Here is a 21,831-nt window from a genome sequence, read left to right on the forward strand (position 1 = left end):
GGGCCAAGGCGAAGCCCAGTAGTGGGATCACGTCTGCTGAGGTGGTGTATCGACGGCCACTGGGTGATCTCGTTTTGAGGCTATGCGGTGAGTTCGGTGGGCAGGGTGGTCTCGTCGGTTTCTGACTCGATCGGGTGGAGGCGGGCCTTGGCGAGGAGTTCGCGGCCCATGTAGCGGCGGGCCTCGGTCCACTCGTCGTTCTGCTCGGCCAGGACCGCGCCGACGAGCCGGATCACGGCGGCGCGGTCGGGGAAGATGCCGACCACGTCGGTGCGGCGGCGGATCTTCTTGTTCAGCCGCTCCTGCGGGTTGTTCGCCCAGATCTGCCGCCAGATCTCGCGGGGGAAGGCGGTGAAGGCCAGCAGGTCATGCTGGGCGGCGTCCAGGTGGGCTGCGGCTTGGGCTGTTCGAAGACGGTTCGCAGCAGGGTTGCCACCCATGGCTGGGCCGATTTCGGAACCTGGCTCAGCAGATTGCGGGCGTAGTGGGTGCGGCAGCGCTGCCAGGAGGCGCCGGGCAGCACCGCGCCGATCGCGTCGACCAGGCCGGCGTGGGCGTCGGAGACGACGAGCTGGACGCCGGACAGTCGCGGGCGATCAGTGAGCGCAGGAAGGCGAGCCAGCCGGCTCCGTCCTCGGTGGTGGCGACGTCCAGGCCGAGGATCTCGCGGTGGCCATCGGCGTTGACACCGACCGCCATCAGCGCGTGGATGTTGATGATCCGGCCGCCCTCACGGACCTTCTGGGTCAGCGCATCGACCCAGACGAACGCATACGGACCGGCGTCCAGAAAGCGGTTACGGAACGCGGTGACCTGCTCGTCCAGGTGCCGGGCCATCGCGGACACCTGGACGGGCAGACTGTCGGGTGCGGTCATCGTGCTGATCTCCTTCAAAGACTTGGTCGTCTTGAAAGATCAGCCGGTGGCCGTTCGTCTATGAGGGCCTCATCCCGACGCCGGAGCAAACCCCCGGATCAGGTCGAACCTGTACACCTCTTCCCTGGACGCAACCGCCTGCCGGCACGTGATCGCCAAATGAGGCTAAATCGCGACCTACTGGGACCCGGCCAGGTCCGCTCACACTCGAACGCATGGGGGCGACGCTGGATGGTGACCAGTCCGTATGTCTTCGCTGCCGTGAGGCCGGCGACTCCGTACGCGAGCGCGGGCGGATCAGCCTCATGGCGAGCTACTGCCAGAGGTGCTGGGACACCCTTGCCAACGAGATGGCCGTGACCGACGGAGCCACAGCCACACCCGGACCCGAACACGACCCTGATGACGTGACCTGGATGGAACCGCCAGTCTGCCCCGAATGCGGCGCTTTAATTCGTATATGCCCCACTATCTATGATCGGTGGGTCAGTCTCGCCACGGTGGAACTGCCCGCCAAAGACGTCCCAGAGGCCTTCAGGTGGCGTTTGATCCCGATCCCGACCCAATCCCCCATCCCCGCCGAGATCGTGGCCGTACGGGTCCGTGGGATCGACCCGCTGCCGGGTGAACCCGTCGTGCCGGCGCACCGCATGATGTGCGTCCCCGAGTGGGGTGAGCCGTAGACCGCGTGGCAAGGGACGGGGAGCCCTGACCGTGTCCTCCGCGTGCCCGATCGGGCAGCGAGCGTCGGGGAGCAGCGGGGAACACCGGGGAGCCGACCTGGAAACGGCAGGTCAGCGAAGCGCCAGCTCAGCCCGGATCCGCATACGCGATCTTCCAAACTGGTGCTCTAGGATCCCGAGCGCCGCGGCGCTTTCTTGGGGACGAGGAGACATACATGCGCCGCCCCCTCTGAGACGCTGGGCAGATGCTCACTGAAGATGAAGCACGAGGGCTCGTTTTGGCGGAGCTCGCACGGACCGCAAGAGCGATAGAACACCTGGACCTTGCGATCTCCAGGGTTGAAACCGTGTCTTTCGGGTGGGTGTTCTACTGGTGCGCGCGACGGGACATCGGTCGCCCCGCCGGCCAGCGGCCAACACTCGGTGGGAACGGCCCTTTCTTGGTGGATCGGGAGAACGAGCGGCTTATCCGAACTGCAACCAGCAGGCCCGTACCCGGACAGATATCGGACTATGAGCGTCGGCTGCGGCGTGAGGCTCATGCCCAGAACGCGGCGGCGAAGCGAGCTGTACAGCAAGGAAGTACAGCAACCACAGCAACCAGCCTCGACCAGTAGTGCCTCCGAGGGGCCATGAAGCGGCCTGTATGACCGTCACCGACTGATCCACATTGAGCTACGGACTAGAAGCTACGGGTGCTGCGCACAATCGCAGTATGACCGACAACGTCGAAGCCGCCTGGCGCAAGATCCTGGCAACCGCCGGCGAGCACACCTGGCCGGATGGCTCGCCGCTCCTGGGGCCGTTCACCGAGATGGTGCGGATGGCCCATGCCGAGCCGCAGCTGCGTCAGCTCTACCCGTGGACGGGCATGTGGGAGCTGCACTTCAGCAGATGCACGGGGTTCCGTCCCACCTGGGACATCCCCTACATCGGCACCCTGAGCGACGGCCGGTACTACGTCGAGGGACCGCATCGCAACAGCCCGCGGATCGCTGAAACGGACAGCGCACAGGCCGCCGTAGCCATGGTCATCGAGCGACTGCCACCAGGCTGCGGCCCGGCCTTTGTGGGCACTGCCGAGGAGCTGGCGGCTTACGAGAGGGAAGACGGACCCGAGTAGAGCGCAAGATCGATGAGTGCTCCCCGGGCCGTCTGTGGGCCGTCCGAGGGCGGTCAACGACGACCGGTGCCGACCACTGACGACAGTCGTCCGGGTGGACAGCCGCAGGTCACCCAATTGGATCTGCGACACTGGTACAGCCATGCCTAAGCCCGGAGAACTCACTTTCGTCGCCCCGCGCGGTGTCAAGAAGCCGCCGCGGCATCTTGCCGACCTGTCGCCCGCCGAGCGCAAGGAGGCTGTCGCCGAGATCGGCGAGAAGCCGTTTCGTGCGAAGCAGCTCTCGCAACACTACTTCGCGCGGTACGCGCACGACCCGGAGCAGTGGACCGACATCCCCGCCGGGTCCCGCGCCAAGCTCCAGGAGGCGTTGCTTCCCGAGCTGATGACGGTCGTACGGCATCTGTCGACCGACCAGGGGACCACCCGCAAGACGCTGTGGCGCCTGTTCGACGGCACGCTCGTGGAGTCGGTGCTCATGCGCTACCCGGACCGGGTGACCATGTGCATCAGCTCGCAGGCGGGCTGCGGCATGAACTGCCCGTTCTGTGCCACGGGACAGGCCGGGCTCGACCGGAACCTGTCCACCGCCGAGATCGTGCACCAGATCGTCGACGGGATGCGCGCCCTGCGGGACGGCGAGGTCCCCGGTGGTCCCGCGCGTTTGTCGAACATCGTCTTCATGGGCATGGGCGAGCCGCTCGCCAACTACAACCGCGTCGTCGGCGCGATCCGCGCCCTGACCGACCCCGAGCCGGACGGGCTCGGCCTGTCCCAGCGCGGGATCACCGTCTCCACGGTGGGCCTGGTCCCGGCGATCCACCGGTTCTCCGACGAGGGCTTCAAGTGCCGGCTCGCCATCTCCCTGCACGCACCGGACGACGAGCTGCGCGACACGCTCGTCCCGGTCAACACGCGGTGGAAGGTGCGGGAGGTGCTCGACGCCGGATTCGAGTACACCGCCAGGTCCGGGCGCCGACTGTCCATCGAGTACGCGCTGATCCGGGACATCAACGACCAGGCATGGCGCGGCGACCGGCTCGGCCGGCTGCTCAAGGGCAAGCCCGTGCACGTCAACCTCATCCCGCTGAACCCGACGCCCGGCTCGAAGTGGACCGCGTCCCGGCCCGAGGACGAGAAGGCGTTCGTCGAGGCGATCGCCGCGCACGGTGTGCCGGTGACCGTCCGGGACACCCGGGGCCAGGAGATCGACGGCGCCTGCGGTCAGCTGGCTGCGACCGAAAGGTAGCCGGACGGTAGGCTGAGAACCTACACATCTTCATATTCCGACAGGGGAGCGCCACAGCGCTGAGAGTGCGGCACCGGCCGCAGACCCTCTGAACCTCGCCCAGGTCATTCTGGGTAGGAAGTTCGGTCATCACTCAAGCTGTTGTGCCCTGCCCGGGTGTCCCTCGCGGACTCCGGGCAGGGCCGCGTCTCTTCCTGGCCAACCCCCAGGAGGACATCCAGTGCACATCAAGACGTTCGCCGTGGCCGCGGTCGGGCTCGGCCTGGTCACGCTGTCGGCGTGCGGCTCGTCACCCAGCGACAAGGGCTCCGCGGGCTCCAAAACGGTGACCCTCGTCAGCCACAACTCGTGGGCCGCCTCCAAGGGCGTCATCGCCGACTTCGAGAAGAGCTCCGGCTACAAGGTGAAGGTCCTGGAGGACGGCGACGCCGGCCAGGCCGTCAACAAGGCCATCCTCACCAAGGACAACCCGCAGGGCGACGTCTTCTTCGGCGTCGACAACACCCTGCTGTCCCGCGCCCTGGACAACGGGCTGTTCCAGCCGTACGAGCCGAAGGGGGCCGACCTGATCCTGCCGCGGTACCGGGTCGACGAGGCCAAGCACCGGGTCACGCCCATCGACACCGGCGACATCTGCGTCAACTACGACAAGAAGTACTTCGCCGACCACAAGCTGACCCCGCCCGCCTCGTTCGACGACCTGATCAAGCCGGAGTACAAAAACCTCCTCGTCACCGAGAACGCCGCCACCTCCTCGCCCGGCCTCGGCTTCCTGCTCGGCACCGCCGCCAAGTACGGCGACCAGGGCTGGCAGGACTACTGGAAGAAGCTCAAGGCCAACGGCGTCAAGGTCGTCGACGGCTGGGAGCAGGCCTACAACCAGGAGTTCTCCGGTTCCGCCGGCGGCAGGAAGGCCAAGGGCGACCGGCCCCTCGTCGTCTCCTACGCCTCCTCGCCGCCCGCCGAGGTCATCTACGCCGAACCGCGGCCGAAGACCGCGCCGACCGGCGTCGCGCAGGGCACCTGCTTCCGCCAGGTCGAGTACGCGGGACTGCTCAGCAACGCCAGGAACACCGAAGGGGGCAAGGCTTTCCTGGACTTCCTGATCACCAAGAAGTTCCAGGACGACATGCCGCTGAACATGTTCGTCTACCCGGTGCGCGAAGGCGCCCAGGTGCCCGCGGAGTTCGCCGAGTACGGCCCTCAGGCCAAGAACCCCGAGACCCTGGCCCCCGACAGGATCGCCGCCAACCGTGACCAGTGGGTCAAGTCGTGGACATCGCTCGTCCTCAGGTAGGCCGCGGACGCGGCCGCCGGAAGGGGAACGCGGCGCGGCTCGGCCTCATGGCCGTGCCCGTCGCGTTCTTCGCGGTGTTCTTCGCCTACCCCGTGGCCGCGATCGTCCGGCGCGGCCTGGAGACGGACGGGGCCTGGCAGCTGGGGCGGATCACCGATGTGCTCGGACAGTCCGACATCCGGCACGTGCTGTGGTTCACCACCTGGCAGGCGCTCGCCTCCACCGCGCTCACCCTGCTCGTCGGCCTGCCCGGCGCCTATGTCTTCGCGCGCCTCGACTTCCCCGGCCGGCAGGTCCTGCGGGCCGTCGTCACCGTGCCGTTCGTGCTGCCCACCGTCGTGGTCGGCACCGCGTTCCTCGCGCTGATCGGTCGCGGCGGCCTGCTCGACGAACTGTGGGGCGTCCGGCTGGACACCACGGTGTGGGCGATCCTGCTCGCCCACGTCTTCTTCAACTACGCCGTCGTCGTACGGACCGTGGGCGGACTGTGGGCGGGGCTCGACCCGCGCCAGGAGGAGGCGGCCCGGATGCTCGGCGCCTCGCCGCTGACCGCCTGGCGCAAGGTCACCCTGCCCGCGCTGGCCCCAGCGGTGGGCGCCGCGGCGCTGATGGTCTTCCTGTTCACGTTCACCTCCTTCGGCGTGGTGCAGATCCTCGGCGGCCCCGCCTTCTCCACCCTCGAAGTGGAGATCTACCGGCAGACCTCCGAGATCTTCGACCTGGCGACCGCGGCGGTCCTGACGATCCTCCAGTTCGCGGCGGTGGGCGCGATCCTCGCCGTGCACGCCTGGACCGTACGGCGCCGGGAGACCGCGCTGAAGCTGGTGGACGCCTCGCTGACCGCCCGCCGGCCGCGCGGCCCCGGACAGTGGACGCTGCTGGCCGGCGTCCTCGCCACCGTCGCGGTCCTCCTCGTGCTGCCGCTCGCGGTGCTGGTGCAGCGGTCGCTCGCCGCGCCCGGCTTCGGCTACTACCGGGCGCTGACGAACGCGGACGGCGGCAGCTTCCTGGTCGCGCCGATACACGCCGTCGGCACCTCCCTGAGCTACGCAGCCGCGGCGACCGCCATCGCCGTGGTGATCGGCGCGCTCGCCGCCGCCGCTCTCACCCGCCGGGACGCCGGCCGGCTCGTACGCGGCTTCGACGCGCTGCTGATGCTGCCGCTCGGGGTCTCGGCGGTGACCGTCGGCTTCGGCTTCCTGATCGCCCTGGACCGGCCGCCGCTGGACCTCAGGCAGTCCTGGATCCTGGTCCCGCTCGCGCAGGCCCTGGTCGGCGTGCCCTTCGTCGTACGGACCATGCTGCCCGTGCTGCGCGCGGTGGACGTACGGCTGCGGGAGGCGGCGGCCGTGCTCGGGGCCTCGCCGTGGCGGGTGTGGCGGGAGGTCGACCTGCCGCTCGTACGGCGGGCGCTGCTGATCGCCGCCGGGTTCGCCTTCGCGGTGTCCCTGGGGGAGTTCGGGGCGACCGTGTTCATCGCGCGGCCCGACAGTCCGACGCTGCCGGTCGCCGTGGCACGGCTGATCGGCCGCCCGGGCGACCTCAACTACGGCCAGGCGATGGCCCTGTCGACGATTCTGATGGTGGTGTGCGCGGTGGCGTTGCTGGTGCTCGAGCGGCTGCGCACCGACCGGAGCGGGGAGTTCTAGATGCTGCTGAGCCTCGATGCCGCGACCGTGCGCTTCGGCGGACGGGCCGTGCTGGACGCGGTCGACCTGTCGGTCGCCGAGCACGAGATCGTGTGCGTGCTCGGACCCAGCGGCAGCGGCAAGTCCACGCTGCTGCGCGCGGTGGCCGGGCTTCAGCCGCTGGACTCCGGACGGGTGCTGCTGGACGGGCGGGACCAGTCGGGGGTGCCGGTGCACCGGCGCGAGGTGGGGCTGATGTTCCAGGACCACCAGCTGTTCCCGCAGCGGGACGTGGCCGGCAACGTCGGCTTCGGACTGCTTATGCGCGGCACGGCCAAGGGAGAACGGGACGCCCGGGTGGGGGAGTTGCTGGAGCTGGTCGGGCTGCCCGGGGCCGGGCGGCGTGCCGTGGCCGCGCTCTCCGGCGGGGAGCAGCAGCGAGTGGCCCTGGCCCGGGCGCTCGCCACCCGGCCGCGGCTGCTGATGCTGGACGAGCCGCTGGGCCAGCTCGACCGCTCGCTGCGGGAGCGTCTCGTCGTGGAACTGCGTGACCTGTTCGGGCGGTTGGGCACGACCGTGCTCGCCGTCACGCACGACCAGGGCGAGGCCTTCGCCCTCGCCGACCGGGTCGTGGTGATGCGGGACGGCAGGATCGCCCAGTCGGGGACGCCACTTGAGGTGTGGCAGCGGCCGGCCGATGCGTTCGTGGCACGTTTCCTCGGCTTCGAGAACGTGGTGGAGGCAAGCGTGGACGGAGAGGTCGCGGTCACCCCGTGGGGCAAGGTGCCGGTCCCCGTCGGCTCGGTTCAGGGCTCCCGCACCCTCCTCGTCCGGCCCGCCGGAGTCCGCCTGGTCCCCGCCGACGAGGGCCTGCCCTGCACGGTGACCGCGCGCACCTTCAAGGGCACCCACGTCACCGTCCACCTCCAGCCCGCCAACGCCCCGCGTCTGGAGGCCGCCTGCGCCCTGCGTACGGCACCGGAGGTCGGGGACGAGGTGGCGGTGGAGTTCGACACGGCCGAAATCCTGGTGATGGAATGATCGCGCGGCACCTAGTGTGCGGAGCATGACGCTACTTGCCTACGACCGTTACTGCGGCCAAATCACTTATCAAGTCAACGAGTTGAGGTCCCTGGTCACCTCTGGGGCCGACTTGTCCAGCACCGTGCCGACCTGTCCGGACTGGACACTGGAGAAGCTGGTCCGGCACGTGGGCGGCGCCCTGCGCTGGACCGAGGCGCTGGTCAGGACCCGCGCACAGGAGAACATTCCGCCCACGGAGATCCCACTGGCCGGGGGCCCCCAGGCGCAGGGCGACCCGGCCGCCCTGGACGCCTGGCTGGCGGAGACCGGCCGCATCCTCGTCGAGGCCCTGCGCGATGCCGGACCGGACACGAAGGTGTGGACCTGGGCCGGGATCCTCGACGCCGGCTTCTGGGCCCGCCGGATGACCCACGAGATCACGATCCACCGTGCCGACGCGGCGCTCACCGCGGGCCGGCCCTACGAGGTCGCCGCGGACGTGGCCGCCGACGCCGTCGACGAGTGGCTGCAGATCGTGCAGTTCATCCAGCGGAGCAACGCGCGCCCGGGCATCCAGGAGCTGCGCGGTCCGGGCCGCAGCATCCATCTGCACGCCACCGACGCCGATCCCGAGCTGAACGCCGAGTGGGTCGTCGAGCTCGCCGAGGACGGCGTCGCCTGGCGCCGCGGTCATGAGAAGGCGACCGTCGCCCTGCGCGGGCCGCTCACCTCCGTGCTGCTCGCGTTCTGTCGCCGGCTCCCCCTGGACAGCCCCGGCTTGGAGGTGCTCGGCGAGCGCGAGGTGCTGGAGTTCTGGCTGGAGCGGGCGGCCTTTTGAGCGACCGTGGCCCGCCCCCGAACTCGGGGGCGGGCCACGGATGGTGTGCGCGGGGCGTCAGCGGTTGCTGTTCGCTCCACGGCGGCGCATGCCGAAGAACACGGCGCCACCGCCGACGACGACCAGGGCGGCCGCGATGCCGGCGATCATGCCGGTGTTGGAGTCGGCACCGGTCTCGGCGAGGTTGGAGTCACCGACCGCGGGCGACGGGGCGTTGGCCTCGGCGCCCGCGGGAGCGGTGGTGCTCTCCGAGGCGGACGGCGCCGAGGACGCCTCCTGCGACGGGGACTCCTCCGACTCCGGGGCGGACTCCGACGGGGCCGGCGTCGCCGTCTCCGTCGCCGTCTCCGTCGGAGACGGCGTGGTGGAATCGGTCGGCTTCTCGGTCGGCGTCTCGGACTTGCACGCGGTCGCCGGAGCGGTCAGGTTGTCCTTGATGTCCGCGTTGACCTTGAACCGGCTGTTCTTCGCGGTCTCGACGTGGACCCGGTAGACCGCGTTCGGCTGCCAGTCCTCGGCGAAGGTGATCGTGGTCGCACCCTGGATCGGCTTCTCACCGATCTTCTTGGCGTCGGCACCCTTGTCCTCGAGGAACACGGTGACCGTGGCCGGGGTTTTGGAGGTGTCGGTGCTCTTGACGACGATGACACCGTTCTCGCCGTCACACTTGGCTTCGGCGGAGAAGTCCTTGATGTCACAGGCGAGTGCGTTACCCGCAGCGCCGAGAGCGAGAGCGGCGGACGCGGAGGCGACACCGAGGATGCGCACGGTACGTGCGGTACGGCGGGATATGGACAAGATAGCCACTTTGCCCTTCACGGGATGCCCAATTGCGGGGGGTTTGGGGGGTGTTGGGGCGGCGGCAAGGCCGAACCCACAGAAACCCCAGGAGGCTCAGATTTATAAGTGCTCCAGCGGGAGTGTCAATCCGAAAGCCTCCCACCGGCGTTGACTTTACCGCATTATTAACTAGGCAAATGTTTCAACGTGTTGGCAGACGTCGGGGCGGGTGCCGACGCACCCGCCCCGATCGTGGTGAGCCTCCGCCCCCGCGGGCTCAGCCCTGCACCGCTGCCGGGTCCATCCACATGACCTCCCATGTGTGGCCGTCGAGGTCGTCGAAGGCGCGGCCGTACATGAAGCCGTGGTCCTGCGTCTCGCCGCTCACGGTGCCACCGGCCGCGACCGCCTTGTCCACCAGCTCGTCGACCTTCTCGCGGCTCTCCGCGCTCAGACAGAGCAGCACCTCGCTGGACCTGGTCGAGTCCGCGATCTCCTTCTTGGTGAAGTTGGCGTAGTGCTGCTTGCTGAGCAGCATCGCGACAATGGTGTCGCTGATCACGACGCAGGCGCAGTCGTCGGTGGAGAACTGGGGGTTGATGGTGTAGCCGAGGTCGGTGAAGAACTTCCCGGACGCGGCCACGTCGTTCGTCGCCAGGTTCACGAAGATCATCTGCTGGTACATGGCGGGTCTCTCCCATCGCGGTTCTTTGCCGTTCGCAGGGGTAGACCCGGGGCCGGCGCGGAACTCATCGGGGCCCCGGGACTTTTTTGTACGTCTTCTCCGGGCCCGGCGGCGAGCCGGTGGGCCGGTGGGCCGGTGGCTCAGGGAAGCAGCGGCAGTGCGGCGAGGTCGGCGACCACCAGGGTCAGCGGTACGAACAGGGCCAGCAGGGCGCCGCAGCGCAGGAGGGCGGCCGAGCGCAGCATCGTGGCCGGCGCGCCGAGCCGCCGCAGCGCCGCGGTGGTGTCGGCACGGGACTGCCTTGCCTCGACGGCGGCGATCAGGAGGGTGGTCAGGGCGCAGCCGGTGACGAGCACCGTGCCCAGTGCCGTCAGCGGGCCGAGCGGCCGGGCGGTGCCGTCGTAGGCCGCGATCATGGCGTACGTCCCCGACGCCACCGCGCAGACCACGCCCAGCGGGCGGCCGACGCGGCCCGCCTCCGTCATCAGGACGCGTCCGGCCAGGAGCCGCAGGGCTCCCGGGCGCGCGGCCTGGAGCACACGGCCGCACAGGTGGGTGAGGCCGGGGCCGGCCAGGGCGAGGCCGAGGGCGGTCATCAGCCAGCCGACGAGCACCGTGGCGGAGTCGGCCGCAAGCCCGCCGGGCAGGGTCGGTCCCGGGGCGGCCGCGGAGTCGGCGGACTGTCCGGCGTACGCCTCCACGGCCAGCCCGGCGGCGAGCACGGCGATGCCCCAGGGGAGCCCGGCGGGCGCCTGCCGCGGGGCCGGTGGCCGGTGGGGATCGGAGCCGTCACGCACGCCTTCGCCCCCGCGGGCGCCGGACGCCCCGGCCGGCTCCGCCCCGGCCAGGCCGGCTTCGGTCAGGTCGGCTTCGGTCAGGTCGGCTTCGGTCAGGTCGGCCCCGGTCAGGCCGGCCCTGGTCGGGTCGGTCTCGGTCCGGTCGGTCTCGGCCAGGTAGGTCCCGTTCACGTCCGCGCCGGTCAGGCCGTGCCTGCTCGGGTCGGTCCGGGCGGGGTAGGTTCCGGTCGGGTCGATCCGGGTCCGGTCGGTCCCCGTCAGATCGGTCCCGGTCGGGTCGGGGCCGGTCAGGCCACTCCGGGGCAGGTCAGCGGTCAGGTCCGTACCCGTCAGGTCCGCCCCGGTCAGGTCTTCCCCGGTAGGGCCGTCCCCGGTTCGCATCGTGCTGACGGCCGTGTTCCGGGGCCGGGTCGCGCAGGCCGTCGCCGAGCCGCCCCGGCGCGTGGCGGTGCCGTCGCCGAGCCGGGCGCCGAAGCGGCCGTACGCACCGAACGTCTCCGGCGTGCCGGTGCGGCGGTACGCGCCGAAGCGGCCGTACCGCCGGTCCGGAGGCCGGGGCGCCGAGGGCCGCGCCTCGCGGGGGTACAGCACCAGCGCGACCGCCACGGAGGTGAGGACGGGGACGACGGCCAGCAGGGTCAGCACCGCCGGCACCGGCAGCGGCTCCCCGGCCGCGAGGAACGCCTGCGCCGCGCCGACGCCTCGCAGGGACATGAAGACCAGCAGCGCGAGCAGCGAGCCGAGCCCGCAGGCCAGGGCGGTGGTGGCCGCCGAGACGGCCATCAGCCGGCCCTGGCCGAGGCCGAGCGCCGAGAGACCGGGACGGGGACGGGTCCCCGGGTCGGTACGGGCCACCGCGACCGCGAGGTACAGCGTCGCGGCCAGGGGCAGCACGCACCAGGACAGCCGCAGCGCGGCCGCGGCCGCGTGCTCCGGGTGGCCGAGCGCGTAGCCGAGGCTGGACAGCAGCAGGAAGCCCGTGCCCGCCGACGCCGCGGCGACCGTCAGACGGCGCAGGTGGACGCCCGGGCGGGCGACGCGGATCAGACGGAGAGCGAGCACGCGGCCCGGCCTTCCGCCGTGTCGCCGACCGGGGGCAGGTGCACGGTCCTCACACACCGCCCGTCGAGCACCGGCACCGTCCGGTCGGCGAGGGCCGCGGTCGCGGGGTCGTGCGTGGCGAGGACGACCGTGATGCCGTGCGAGCGCGCCGCGGTGGTGAGCGTGCGCAGCACATGGGCGCGGTCGGCGCGGTGCAGCGGGGCCGTCGGCTCGTCGGCGAACAGCACCGTGGGGAAGGGGGCGAGCGCGCGGGCGATGCAGACGCGCTGGCGTTCGGCCTGGCGCAGCCGGTGCGGGCGCATCCGCGCCAGGTCGCCGACGTCGAGGCGCTCCAGCCACTCCAGGGCGGCCGCCTTGGCCCGCCGCCGGCTGGTGCCCCGAAGCATCAGGGGCAGGGCCGTGTTCTCCCAGACGTTCAGCTCCGGTACGAGCACCGGCGCGGGGTCGACCCAGCCGAACCGGTCCCTGCGCAGCCGTTCACGGGCCAGCGGGCCGAGGCTGTGCAGGGGGACGCTGTTGAACCAGACCTCGCCGCGCCGCACCCGCGTCATGCCGGACAGGCACCGCAGCAGGGTGGTCTTGCCGCTGCCGCTCGGCCCGCTCACGGCGAGGATCTCGCCCTGCGCCACACCGAGGGAGACGCCGCCGAGAGCGGGCGAGCCGTCGTCGTGGGTGTAGTGCAGGGCCCGCGCCCAGAGCACCTCGTTCTCGGGTGGGACGTCCATGGGCGTACACCTCGGTTCTCATCGGGAATGCCGTGCCGTGTCCCCCGTACGGGCGAACGAGTTCGAAGACCTCGGGTCACGGAGCCGGTCCGACGCAGAGTGACGCGTCAACAGCACGCTAGGCAGCCCCTGTCAGGAGCCCGGACAGCACACGGCCCCGGGCCGCCGTTTCTCACTCGAACGGTCGGCACCGGGGCCGGTGATGATCAGCTGATCGCAGGTGTGCGCCTTTCGCGCGGCGGCCGGGCCGCCGCGGTCACAGCTTGGTCCACGCCTCCGTCAGGGTCGCGCGCAGGATCTGCTCGATCTCGTCGAAGGTCTCCTGGTTGGAGATCAGCGGCGGGGCGAGCTGGATGACCGGGTCGCCGCGGTCGTCGGCACGGCAGTACAGACCGTTGTCGAACAGCGCCTTGGAGAGGAAGCCGTACAGGACCCGCTCGGTCTCTTCCTCGTTGAAGGACTCCTTGGTGTGCTTGTCCTTCACCAGCTCGATGCCGTAGAAGAAGCCGTTGCCGCGGACGTCGCCGACGATCGGCAGGTCGTGCAGCTTCTGCAGGGTGGAGAGGAAGGCGCCCTCGTTGTCCAGCACGTGCTGGTTGAGGCCCTCGCGCTCGAACAGGTCGAGGTTGGCCAGGCCCACCGCGGCGGAGACCGGGTGGCCGCCGAAGGTGTAGCCGTGCAGGAAGGTGTTGTCGCCCTTGTAGAACGGCTCGGCCAGGCGGTCGGAGATGATGCACGCGCCGATCGGGGAGTAGCCCGAGGTCATGCCCTTGGCGCAGGTGATCATGTCCGGGACGTAGCCGAACTTGTCACAGGCGAACGTGGTGCCCAGGCGGCCGAAGGCGCAGATGACCTCGTCGGAGACGAGCAGCACGTCGTACTGGTCGCAGATCTCGCGCACGCGCTGGAAGTATCCGGGCGGCGGCGGGAAGCAGCCGCCGGCGTTCTGCACCGGCTCCAGGAAGACCGCGGCGACCGTGTCCGGGCCCTCGAAGAGGATCTGCTGCTCGATCTGGTCGGCGGCCCAGCGGCCGAAGGCCTCCGGGTCGTCGCCGAAGAGCGGGGCGCGGTAGATGTTGGTGTTCGGCACCTTGTGCGCGCCCGGAACCAGCGGCTCGAACGGCGCCTTCAGGGCCGGCAGGCCGGTGATGGACAGGGCGCCCTGCGGGGTGCCGTGGTAGGCGACCGCGCGGGATATGACCTTGTACTTGGTGGGCTTGCCGGTCAGCTTGAAGTACTGCTTGGCGAGCTTCCAGGCGGTCTCGACCGCCTCGCCGCCGCCGGTGGTGAAGAAGACCTTGTTCAGGTCGCCCGGGGCGTGGTCCGCCAGACGCTCGGCCAGCTCGACGGCCTTGGGGTGGGCGTAGGACCAGACGGGGAAGAACGCCAGCTCCTGCGCCTGCTTGGACGCGGCCTCGGCCAGCTCCGTGCGGCCGTGACCGGCCTGGACCACGAACAGACCCGCGAGACCGTCGAGGTAGCGCCTGCCCTTGTCGTCGTAGATGTAGGTGCCCTCGCCGCGCACGATCGTCGGCACGGGGGCGTTCTCGTACGAGGACATGCGGGTGAAGTGCATCCACAGGTGATCGTACGCGGTACGGCTGAGGTCCTTGCTCACGGTTATCGGGTTCCCCACATGTAGGTCTGCTTCTTGAGCTTGAGGTAGACGAAGCTCTCGGTGGAGCGCACGCCGGGCAGCGCCCGGATGCGTTTGTTGATGACGTCCAGCAGCTGGTCGTCGTCCTCGCAGACGATCTCGGCGAGGATGTCGAACGAGCCCGCGGTCATCACCACGTACTCGACTTCCGACATGCCGGTCAGAGCGTCGGCCACGGACTCCGTGTCGCCCTCGACGTTGATCCCGACCATCGCCTGCCGGCGGAAGCCAACGGTGAGCGGGTCGGTCACGGCGACGATCTGCATCACGCCCTGGTCGAGCAGCTTCTGGACGCGCTGGCGCACGGCGGCCTCGGACAGGCCGACGGCCTTGCCGATGGCGGCGTACGGACGGCGGCCGTCCTCCTGCAACTGCTCGATGATGGCGAGGGAGACGGTGTCCAGGTTCGGGCTGCTGCCGTTCCTGGACTCGCGGGAGTCCCTCTGCTCTGCGCTTCGACTGGGCACGACCATACTCTGCACGACGTATCGACAGTTCCGCAAGGCCGGGGCGATGAAATTCGTTGTTTGCGACACCGAGAGGTGCGGATTTCGCAGAACTCGCGCCGACAGGGGTGTTGAAAACGTGGCACTGCGGACTAGGGTGGGTGCCTCAGCGATGGGACATCTTGAACAGGACCAGGAGGGCCGGGCAGTGAGCACCGAGCTGGGACGGCTGCGCAAGCTCCGTAACTACATCGACGGCGAGTTCCGCGACGCCGCCGACGGACGGACCACCGAGGTGGTCAACCCCGCGACCGGCGACGCGTACGCGACCGCGCCGCTCTCCGGGCAGGCGGACGTCGACGCCGCCATGGCCGCCGCCGCCGCGGCCTTCCCGGGCTGGCGCGACACCACCCCGGCCGAGCGCCAGAAGGCTCTGCTGAAGATCGCGGACGCCTTCGAGGAGCGCGCCGAGGAACTGATCGCGGCCGAGGTGGAGAACACGGGCAAGCCCATCGGGCTGACCCGCTCCGAGGAGATCCCGCCGATGGTCGACCAGATCCGCTTCTTCGCGGGTGCGGCGCGGATGCTCGAGGGCCGCTCGGCCGGCGAGTACATGGACGGGATGACCTCGATCGTCCGCCGCGAGCCGATCGGCGTCTGCGCGCAGGTCGCGCCGTGGAACTACCCGATGATGATGGCCGTGTGGAAGTTCGCCCCGGCGCTCGCCGCGGGCAACACGGTGGTGCTGAAGCCGTCGGACACCACCCCCGCCTCCACGGTCCTGATCGCCGACATCATCGGTTCGGTCCTGCCCAAGGGCGTCTTCAACGTCATCTGCGGCGACCGCGACACCGGCCGTCTGATGGTGGAGCACCCGACCCCGGCGATGGCCTCCATCACCGGCTCCGTGCGCGCCGGCATGTCGGTCGCCGAGTCGGCCTCCAAGGACCTCAAGCGGGTCCACCTGGAGCTGGGCGGCAAGGCCCCGGTCGTGGTCTTCGAGGACACCGACATCGACAAGGCCGTCGAGGACATCTCGGTCGCCGGCTTCTTCAACGCCGGCCAGGACTGCACGGCCGCCACCCGCGTCCTCGTGCACGAGTCCATCCACGACGCCTTCGTCTCCGCGCTCGCCAAGGCCGCGGCCGAGACGAAGACCGGGCAGCCGGACGACGAGGACGTCCTGTTCGGCCCGCTCAACAACCCCAACCAGCTCAAGCAGGTGGCCGGCTTCATCGAGCGGCTGCCCGCCCACGCCAAGGTCGAGGCCGGCGGCCACCAGGTCGGCGACAAGGGCTACTTCTACGCCCCGACCGTCGTCTCGGGCCTGAAGCAGGACGACGAGATCATCCAGAGGGAGGTCTTCGGCCCGGTCATCACCGTGCAGTCCTTCTCGGACGAGGACCAGGCCGTGGAGTGGGCCAACGGCGTCGAGTACGCGCTGGCCTCCTCGGTGTGGACCAAGGACCACTCCCGCGCCATGCGGATGTCCAAGAGGCTCGACTTCGGCTGCGTGTGGATCAACACCCACATCCCGCTGGTCGCCGAGATGCCGCACGGCGGCTTCAAGAAGTCCGGCTACGGCAAGGACCTGTCGGCGTACGGCTTCGAGGACTACACGCGGATCAAGCACGTCATGACGTCGCTCGACGCGTGACACGCCGGCCGGGCGGTTCGCCCGCTCGCGGCCCCGGACGGAGGACGGACCGTCCGGGGCCGCGGTGTGTCCGGGGCAGGAAGCCCGAGGTGCGGCCGGGCGTTGATCGACAAGGTGTCGGATCCCTCCCGGCGTGCTCGACGCTGCGTCGATTGTCCGGCCGCGGACACGGACGGCATCCTTGGCCGGTGCCCAAGACTCCGAAGACGCCCCCGCTCTCCCGCCGGTCCCTGCTGCGCGCCCTGGGCGGCACGGCCGCGCTCGGTGCGCTCGCCGGCTGCGGGGTGCCCGCCGCCTACGTCCAGCCCGGTGACCGCGCCATCCCGGACGCCTCCGCCACCGATCACCGGCTGAACTGGGCGAACTGGCCGCTCTACATCGACACCGACGACAAGCACCCGAACAGGCGGCCCACTCTGGAGGCCTTCGAGAAGCGCACGGGCATCGCCGTCGACTACGTCGAGGAGATCAACGACAACGACGAGTTCTTCGGCAAGATCAGCCCGTCGCTGATGAACCATCAGGATCCGGGCCGCGATCTCGTCGTGATCAGCGACTGGCTGTGCGCGCGGTTCGTCCGGCTGGGCTGGGTGCAGGAGATGGACCGTGCCCGTCAGCCGCAGGTGGCCAAGTACCTCGACCCGTTGCTGCGCGACCCCGCCTTCGACCCGGGCCGCAAGTTCACGATGCCGTACCAGTCGGGCATCACCGGCATCGCCTACAACCGCCGCAAGCTCGGCCGCGAGATCCGCCAGGTCTCCGACCTGTGGGCGGGCGACCTCAAGGGCCGCGTCACGCTGCTGTCCGGCCTGGACGAGGCGTTCGCCCTGCTGATGCAGGCCAACGGCGTGGACATCACCAAGTGGAGGACCCGCGACTTCGACAAGGTCTGCGACCAGGTGGAGCGGCAGGTCCACACGGGCCAGATCCGCCGCTTCACCGGCAACGACTACACCAAGGACCTGGTCAGCGGGGACGTCCTGGCCTGCCAGGCCTATTCGGGCGACGTGATCCAGCTCCAGGCCGACAACCCCGACATCCGCTTCGTCGTGCCCGAGGAGGGCGCCGAACTGTGGTCGGACTCCTGGATGATCCCCAACCGGGCCGGCCACAAGGCCAACGCGGAACGCCTGATCGACTACTACTACGACCCCGAGGTGGCCGCGGAACTCGCCACCTGGGTCAACTACGTCTGCCCCGTCCCTGCGGCCCAGGGCGTGCTCGCCGACTCCAAGGACAAGGACACCGCCGAACTCGCCGAGAACCCGCTGATCTTCCCCGACGCGACCATGCGCAAGCGCCTCGCCATCGCCCGCGACATGTCCTCCGAGGAACGCGTGGACTTCGCCAAGCGCTGGAACGCCATCGTCGGCCTGTAGCAGACTCACCTGCGTGACACACACGCCGAGCGACCAACAGGTGGGCCCCGCCGTCACGTTCGGGCTGCTGGCGGCCTGGGCCCTGCACGACGCGGAGGAGTTGGCCACCGTGCGGCGGTCGTTGCGACGCCATGTACCGGTGCTGCGGGAGCGGTTCCCCCAGGTGCCGGAGGCGGTGTGGCGGCGGCTCGAATCCGTGGACACACGGGAATTCGCGGTGGCCGTGGGGCTGGTGGGCACGCTGGTCGCCGCCGCGTCCGCCGCGGGCCGGGCGAACCGGCGGGCGTTCCGCCGTGTACCAGACGACGCTGAACGCCTTCGGGCTGCACGGCCTGGTCCACCTGGTCCAGGCCGCGGCGGTGCGCGGTCACACCCCCGGGTCCGCGACCTCGCCCGTCGTGGTCGTCCCCTTCACCCTCTGGGCCCGCGCCCGCCTGCGCCGCGCCGGCGTCCTGCGCCCCACGCGCCCCCGGGACCTGGCCCTCGGCCTGGCCCTCGCGGGCGGGGCCGCGCAGGCCTCGCACGCGGCGGCCCACCGGCTGCTGGGCCGACGATCCGCTACCTGAGTGCCGCCAGCGCGATGCGTTCGGCCACCGGGTTCATGGACTCGCCCTTGGCATCCGTGGAGTTGACCGAGTAGACGAGGGTGCGGCTCAGATCGCGGGTCGCGCCGAGCACGGCGCTGTAGCCGTACCGGGCGCCGGTCTTGATCCAGTACACCCGGCCGTCGTACTCGAAGCGCTGGAGGCCCGCGCTGTAGGTGGCGCCCTCGATGCCCGCCGGGACCGTGAACATCTCCCGCAGCTGCGGCCCCGGCACGATACGGCCGCGGAACAGCGAGTGCAGGAGCCGTTCCAGGTCGGCGGTCGTGGAGATCATGTCACCGGCCGCCCAGCGGTCCGCCTGGTTCCAGTCGGTGACGTCGACGAGGCGTGCCGTGCCGTCGGCCCCGCGCACCGCCTGGTAGCCGTGATTGTGCGGGCCGCGGATCCGCGGGTCGGTGCCGGGGAAGTAGGTGTCCCGCATACCCGCGGGGCGCAGGACGAGCCGCGTGGCCTCGGAGGCGTACGAGTGACCCGTCACCTTCTCGATGAGCAGGCCGAGGATCGTGTAGTTGATGTTCAGGTAGTCCTGCCGGCAGCCCGGCCCGAACTCCGGCCCCTTGGCCGCCGCCGACGCCACCACCTGGCGTGGCGTCAGTGTGTCGAAGCGGTGCGCGTACTGCTCCTCGAAGTCGTCCCCGAAGCCGTCACCGGCCTGGATGCCACTGGTGTGGTTGAGTAGCTGCCGTACGGCGATGGGCTGGAAGTCCCTGGTGAGCAGGCCCGGAAGATACCGCTGGACCGGCGCGTCCAGGTCGACCCGGCCCTGTGCGGCGAGCCGCAGTACGACTGCCGCCGTCACCACCTTCGTCGTCGAACCGGCCCGGAACCGGGCGTCCGGGTCGGCCGGCCGGTCGCCGCGCAGATCGTGCACGCCCGCACTGCCGTGCCAGGTGCCGCCGGTGCCGCCGACGCGGACCAGGGCGGCCGTGGCGTCCGCGTCGGGCAGCGCGGCGATGGCGGCACGCAGCGCTTCGGCGTCCGGGCCGGACGGGGTGCGGCCGGCGGCGGGGGAGTCCCGGCCGGAGAGGACGCGGCAGGCAGCCGGTGCGGGTTCGGCGGGGGCGGGTGCGGCCAGGGCCGGTGCGGCGGCGATCGGTGCGGTGACCAGGGCGAGGGCGACGGAGGCGGCCGTCAGGGCCGTGGCGCGTGCGTGCATCGGTGCTCCCGGAAGGTGTTCGGTGGGCTGGTGCCGAACATCCTTCAGGCGTGCGGCGGTCTGTGGATCGTCGCCGGGGAGGGCAACCGCCCCCGAGGTGACCCGGAGCAAGTTCCGGGCCGTCTCGGGGTGTTGTGGGGGCCGTCCCCTACGGTGCCGCCGTTTGCCCGGTGCGCAGGGTGTGCAGCAGATCGACGCGATTGGTCGTGATCGAGTCGACGCCCAGGTCGAGCAGACGGCGCAGGGAGCGGCGGGTGTCGGGGGTCCAGACGGACAGCAGGTAGCCGTCGCGGTGGACACGGGCGGCGAGGTCCCGGTCCACCAGCGTGAAGCGGTAGTTCAGCCACCGGGGCCGCACCGCGTCCAGCAGCCCGGCCCGCGGCGACGCGAGGGTCGTCCAGGTCAGCGCGATCTCGGCGGCCGGGTCGGCGGCGCGCACCGCGAGCATGGCCTCCGCGCCCGCGCAGTAGTACACGCGGTCCCGGGCCCCGCACGCCTCGACCACGTCGACGATCCGCCGCACCGCCCGCGGGCGGGCCGGGCCCGGCAGGTCGATCATCACCCGGCCGTCGCCCGTCGCGGTGAGCGCGTCCTCCAGCGTGGGCACCAGACCGTCCGTCACGTCGCGCACCTCCGCCGCGGACAGCGCGTGCAGCGGCCGGTCATGGGCCCACAGCCGCTTCAGCGACTCGTCGTGGAGCAGCACCGGAACACCGTCCCGGGTCAGCCGTACGTCGATCTCGACCGCGTCCGCGCCCTGGCCGAACGCGGAGCGCAGCGAGCCGACGGTGTTCTCGCGGAAGCGGTAGGGGTCGCCGCGGTGTGCCACGGCGGTCACGGTCTGCATGTGCCCCATTGTGTCCCGCCGGGTCCCGCTCAGGGCGCGAGCCACCGTGCGGTGTAGGCGTCGATCTCCTCCGCGACGCGGGCCTTGCCGGCCGCGTCCATGAAGGAGGCGTGCACCGCGTTCTTGGCCAGCTCGGCCAGACCGGGCTCGTCGAGGTCGAGCAGCCGGCCGGCCACGGCGTACTCGTTGTTGAGGTCCGTGCCGAACATCGGCGGGTCGTCGGAGTTGACCGTGACGAGGACCCCGGCGCGGGCGAACTCCTTGATGGGGTGCTCCTCGATGGTGCGCACCGCCCGGGTGGCGATGTTGGAGGTCGGGCAGACCTCCAGCGGGATGCGGTGCTCGGCGAGGTGGGCGAGCAGCTTCGGGTCCTGGGCGGAGCTGGTGCCGTGGCCGATGCGCTCGGCACGCAGCTCGGTCAGCGCGTCCCACACCGTCTGGGGCCCGGTGGTCTCGCCGGCGTGCGGAACGGAGCGCAGCCCGGCGGCGATCGCCCGGTCGAAGTAGGGCTTGAACTGGGGCCGCGGTACTCCGATCTCGGGCCCGCCGAGTCCGAACGAGACCAGGCCCTCCGGGCGCAGCCGGTCGTCGGTGGCGAGCCGGGCGGTCTCCTCGGCCGACTCCAGTCCGGCCTCGCCGGGGATGTCGAAGCACCAGCGCAGTACGGTCCCGAACTCGGACTCCGCCGCCTTGCGGGCGTCCTCGATCGCGTCCATGAAGGCGCGCTCGTCGATGCCCCGCCGGGTGGAGGAGAACGGCGTGATGGTGAGCTCCGCGTAGCGGACCTGCTGCCGGGCCAGGTCGCGGGCCACCTCGTAGGTCAGCAGCCGGACGTCCTCCGGGGTGCGGATCAGGTCCACGACGGACAGGTACACCTCGATGAAGTGGGCGAAGTCCGTGAAGGTGAAGTAGTCGGTCAGGGCCTCGGGGTCGGTGGGCACCTTGGAGTCGGGGTGGCGGGCGGCCAGCTCGGAGACGATCCGGGGGGAGGCGGAGCCGACGTGGTGCACGTGCAGTTCGGCCTTGGGCAGTCCGGCGATGAAGGCCTGCCGGTCACGCGGCGCCTGCGGGTCGAGCAGCGTGTGCGGGTCACGGGGTGCGTACTGGTCGGTCAAGGGTTCCCTCCCGGGAAGGGCGCCGCGGGCCCTGGGGCGCGGCGCGGGTGATCGGCTGATCGGTGAGCACCGTCATCGTAGGCGCATGCCTCGCCGCCGCCCCCGGGCCGCCTCCCGGAGCGGAGGGCGGAGCCGCCCGGTGCCCGGCGGTCCGCCCGCGCGGGCCAGGCCTTAGCATGGCGGGGCGATCGATCGAGGGGGAG

General features: G+C 70.7%; 18 protein-coding genes and 2 pseudogenes. 10 read left to right on the forward strand and 10 right to left on the reverse strand.

Going from position 1 to position 21,831, the window contains the following annotated elements; genetic code table 11:
* Nucleotides 1-80: 80 nt before the first annotated feature.
* Nucleotides 81-849 (reverse strand): annotated as a pseudogene (locus tag OIE49_RS25590) (IS256 family transposase); the annotation flags it as partial.
* A 443-nt stretch (nucleotides 850-1,292) separates the two neighbouring features.
* Between OIE49_RS25590 and OIE49_RS25595 the strand changes: the two are divergent.
* From OIE49_RS25595 to OIE49_RS25625, 7 genes are all read left to right on the forward strand, one after another.
* Nucleotides 1,293-1,559: a DUF6083 domain-containing protein gene (locus OIE49_RS25595; protein ID WP_326806329.1), complete on the forward strand. Its 267-nt coding sequence runs from the start codon at nucleotides 1,293-1,295 to the stop codon at nucleotides 1,557-1,559.
* 715 nt (nucleotides 1,560-2,274) lie between these two features.
* Entirely contained in the window at nucleotides 2,275-2,682 is a 408-nt protein-coding gene (locus OIE49_RS25600; protein ID WP_326804302.1) for a DUF6193 family natural product biosynthesis protein, read from the forward strand.
* Between the two features lie 142 nt (nucleotides 2,683-2,824).
* Nucleotides 2,825-3,931 carry a 23S rRNA (adenine(2503)-C(2))-methyltransferase RlmN gene (gene rlmN / locus OIE49_RS25605; RefSeq protein ID WP_326804303.1) on the forward strand — a complete coding sequence of 369 codons (1,107 nt, stop codon included), beginning with the start codon at nucleotides 2,825-2,827 and terminating at the stop codon, nucleotides 3,929-3,931.
* A gap of 220 nt (nucleotides 3,932-4,151) precedes the next feature.
* Nucleotides 4,152-5,228: a thiamine ABC transporter substrate-binding protein gene (locus tag OIE49_RS25610; RefSeq protein WP_326804304.1), complete on the forward strand. Its 1,077-nt coding sequence runs from the start codon at nucleotides 4,152-4,154 to the stop codon at nucleotides 5,226-5,228.
* Nucleotides 5,204-6,877 (forward strand): ABC transporter permease, encoded by a 1,674-nt coding sequence (locus OIE49_RS25615; RefSeq protein ID WP_326804305.1) that lies wholly within the window; start codon nucleotides 5,204-5,206, stop codon nucleotides 6,875-6,877. Before OIE49_RS25610 ends, OIE49_RS25615 begins: the two co-directional genes overlap by 25 nt.
* Nucleotides 6,878-7,897 (forward strand): ABC transporter ATP-binding protein, encoded by a 1,020-nt coding sequence (locus OIE49_RS25620; protein WP_326804306.1) that lies wholly within the window; start codon nucleotides 6,878-6,880, stop codon nucleotides 7,895-7,897. It abuts the gene before it with no gap.
* Between the two features lie 25 nt (nucleotides 7,898-7,922).
* Nucleotides 7,923-8,717 (forward strand): maleylpyruvate isomerase N-terminal domain-containing protein, encoded by a 795-nt coding sequence (locus OIE49_RS25625; RefSeq protein ID WP_326804307.1) that lies wholly within the window; start codon nucleotides 7,923-7,925, stop codon nucleotides 8,715-8,717.
* A gap of 57 nt (nucleotides 8,718-8,774) precedes the next feature.
* Here OIE49_RS25625 and OIE49_RS25630 read toward each other — a convergent pair whose 3' ends face one another.
* From OIE49_RS25630 to OIE49_RS25655, 6 genes are all read right to left on the reverse strand, one after another.
* Entirely contained in the window at nucleotides 8,775-9,524 is a 750-nt protein-coding gene (locus tag OIE49_RS25630; protein ID WP_326804308.1) for an LAETG motif-containing sortase-dependent surface protein, read from the reverse strand.
* A 250-nt stretch (nucleotides 9,525-9,774) separates the two neighbouring features.
* A complete protein-coding gene (locus OIE49_RS25635) occupies nucleotides 9,775-10,182 on the reverse strand; it encodes a VOC family protein (protein WP_326804309.1) in 408 nt (135 codons plus the stop codon).
* A gap of 140 nt (nucleotides 10,183-10,322) precedes the next feature.
* Entirely contained in the window at nucleotides 10,323-12,041 is a 1,719-nt protein-coding gene (locus tag OIE49_RS25640; RefSeq protein WP_326804310.1) for a pentapeptide repeat-containing protein, read from the reverse strand.
* The gene (locus OIE49_RS25645) at nucleotides 12,023-12,766 is read right to left on the reverse strand and encodes an ABC transporter ATP-binding protein (protein ID WP_100571702.1); all 744 of its coding nucleotides are present in this window, start codon (nucleotides 12,764-12,766) and stop codon (nucleotides 12,023-12,025) included. Before OIE49_RS25645 ends, OIE49_RS25640 begins: the two co-directional genes overlap by 19 nt.
* A 256-nt stretch (nucleotides 12,767-13,022) precedes the next feature.
* Nucleotides 13,023-14,402 (reverse strand): aspartate aminotransferase family protein, encoded by a 1,380-nt coding sequence (locus OIE49_RS25650; protein ID WP_326804311.1) that lies wholly within the window; start codon nucleotides 14,400-14,402, stop codon nucleotides 13,023-13,025.
* Nucleotides 14,387-14,896 (reverse strand): Lrp/AsnC family transcriptional regulator, encoded by a 510-nt coding sequence (locus OIE49_RS25655; RefSeq protein ID WP_199836821.1) that lies wholly within the window; start codon nucleotides 14,894-14,896, stop codon nucleotides 14,387-14,389. Before OIE49_RS25655 ends, OIE49_RS25650 begins: the two co-directional genes overlap by 16 nt.
* A 181-nt stretch (nucleotides 14,897-15,077) precedes the next feature.
* On the opposite strand from OIE49_RS25655, the gene OIE49_RS25660 reads away from it, so the two are divergent.
* The 3 genes and pseudogenes from OIE49_RS25660 (at nucleotide 15,078) to OIE49_RS25670 (ending at nucleotide 18,471) form a co-directional block, all read left to right on the forward strand.
* A complete protein-coding gene (locus OIE49_RS25660) occupies nucleotides 15,078-16,526 on the forward strand; it encodes a gamma-aminobutyraldehyde dehydrogenase (protein WP_326804312.1) in 1,449 nt (482 codons plus the stop codon).
* A 188-nt stretch (nucleotides 16,527-16,714) separates the two neighbouring features.
* Nucleotides 16,715-17,905 carry an ABC transporter substrate-binding protein gene (locus OIE49_RS25665; RefSeq protein WP_326804313.1) on the forward strand — a complete coding sequence of 397 codons (1,191 nt, stop codon included), beginning with the start codon at nucleotides 16,715-16,717 and terminating at the stop codon, nucleotides 17,903-17,905.
* A 40-nt stretch (nucleotides 17,906-17,945) separates the two neighbouring features.
* Nucleotides 17,946-18,471: pseudogene (locus tag OIE49_RS25670) on the forward strand (HXXEE domain-containing protein).
* Here the strand turns inward: OIE49_RS25670 and OIE49_RS25675 are convergent.
* From OIE49_RS25675 to OIE49_RS25685, 3 genes are all read right to left on the reverse strand, one after another.
* Entirely contained in the window at nucleotides 18,464-19,666 is a 1,203-nt protein-coding gene (locus tag OIE49_RS25675; RefSeq protein ID WP_326804314.1) for a serine hydrolase domain-containing protein, read from the reverse strand. The pseudogene OIE49_RS25670 and the gene OIE49_RS25675 sit on opposite strands and share 8 nt — an antisense overlap.
* A 148-nt stretch (nucleotides 19,667-19,814) precedes the next feature.
* Nucleotides 19,815-20,513, reverse strand: a complete 699-nt coding sequence (locus tag OIE49_RS25680; protein WP_326804315.1) for a glycerophosphodiester phosphodiesterase — start codon at nucleotides 20,511-20,513, stop codon at nucleotides 19,815-19,817.
* Nucleotides 20,514-20,542: 29 nt separating this feature from the next.
* Nucleotides 20,543-21,628 carry an adenosine deaminase gene (locus OIE49_RS25685; RefSeq protein WP_401740165.1) on the reverse strand — a complete coding sequence of 362 codons (1,086 nt, stop codon included), beginning with the start codon at nucleotides 21,626-21,628 and terminating at the stop codon, nucleotides 20,543-20,545.
* Between the last annotated feature and the right edge of the window lie 203 nt (nucleotides 21,629-21,831).

The organism is Streptomyces sp. NBC_01788, assembly GCF_035917575.1.
Lineage (GTDB): Bacteria > Actinomycetota > Actinomycetes > Streptomycetales > Streptomycetaceae > Streptomyces.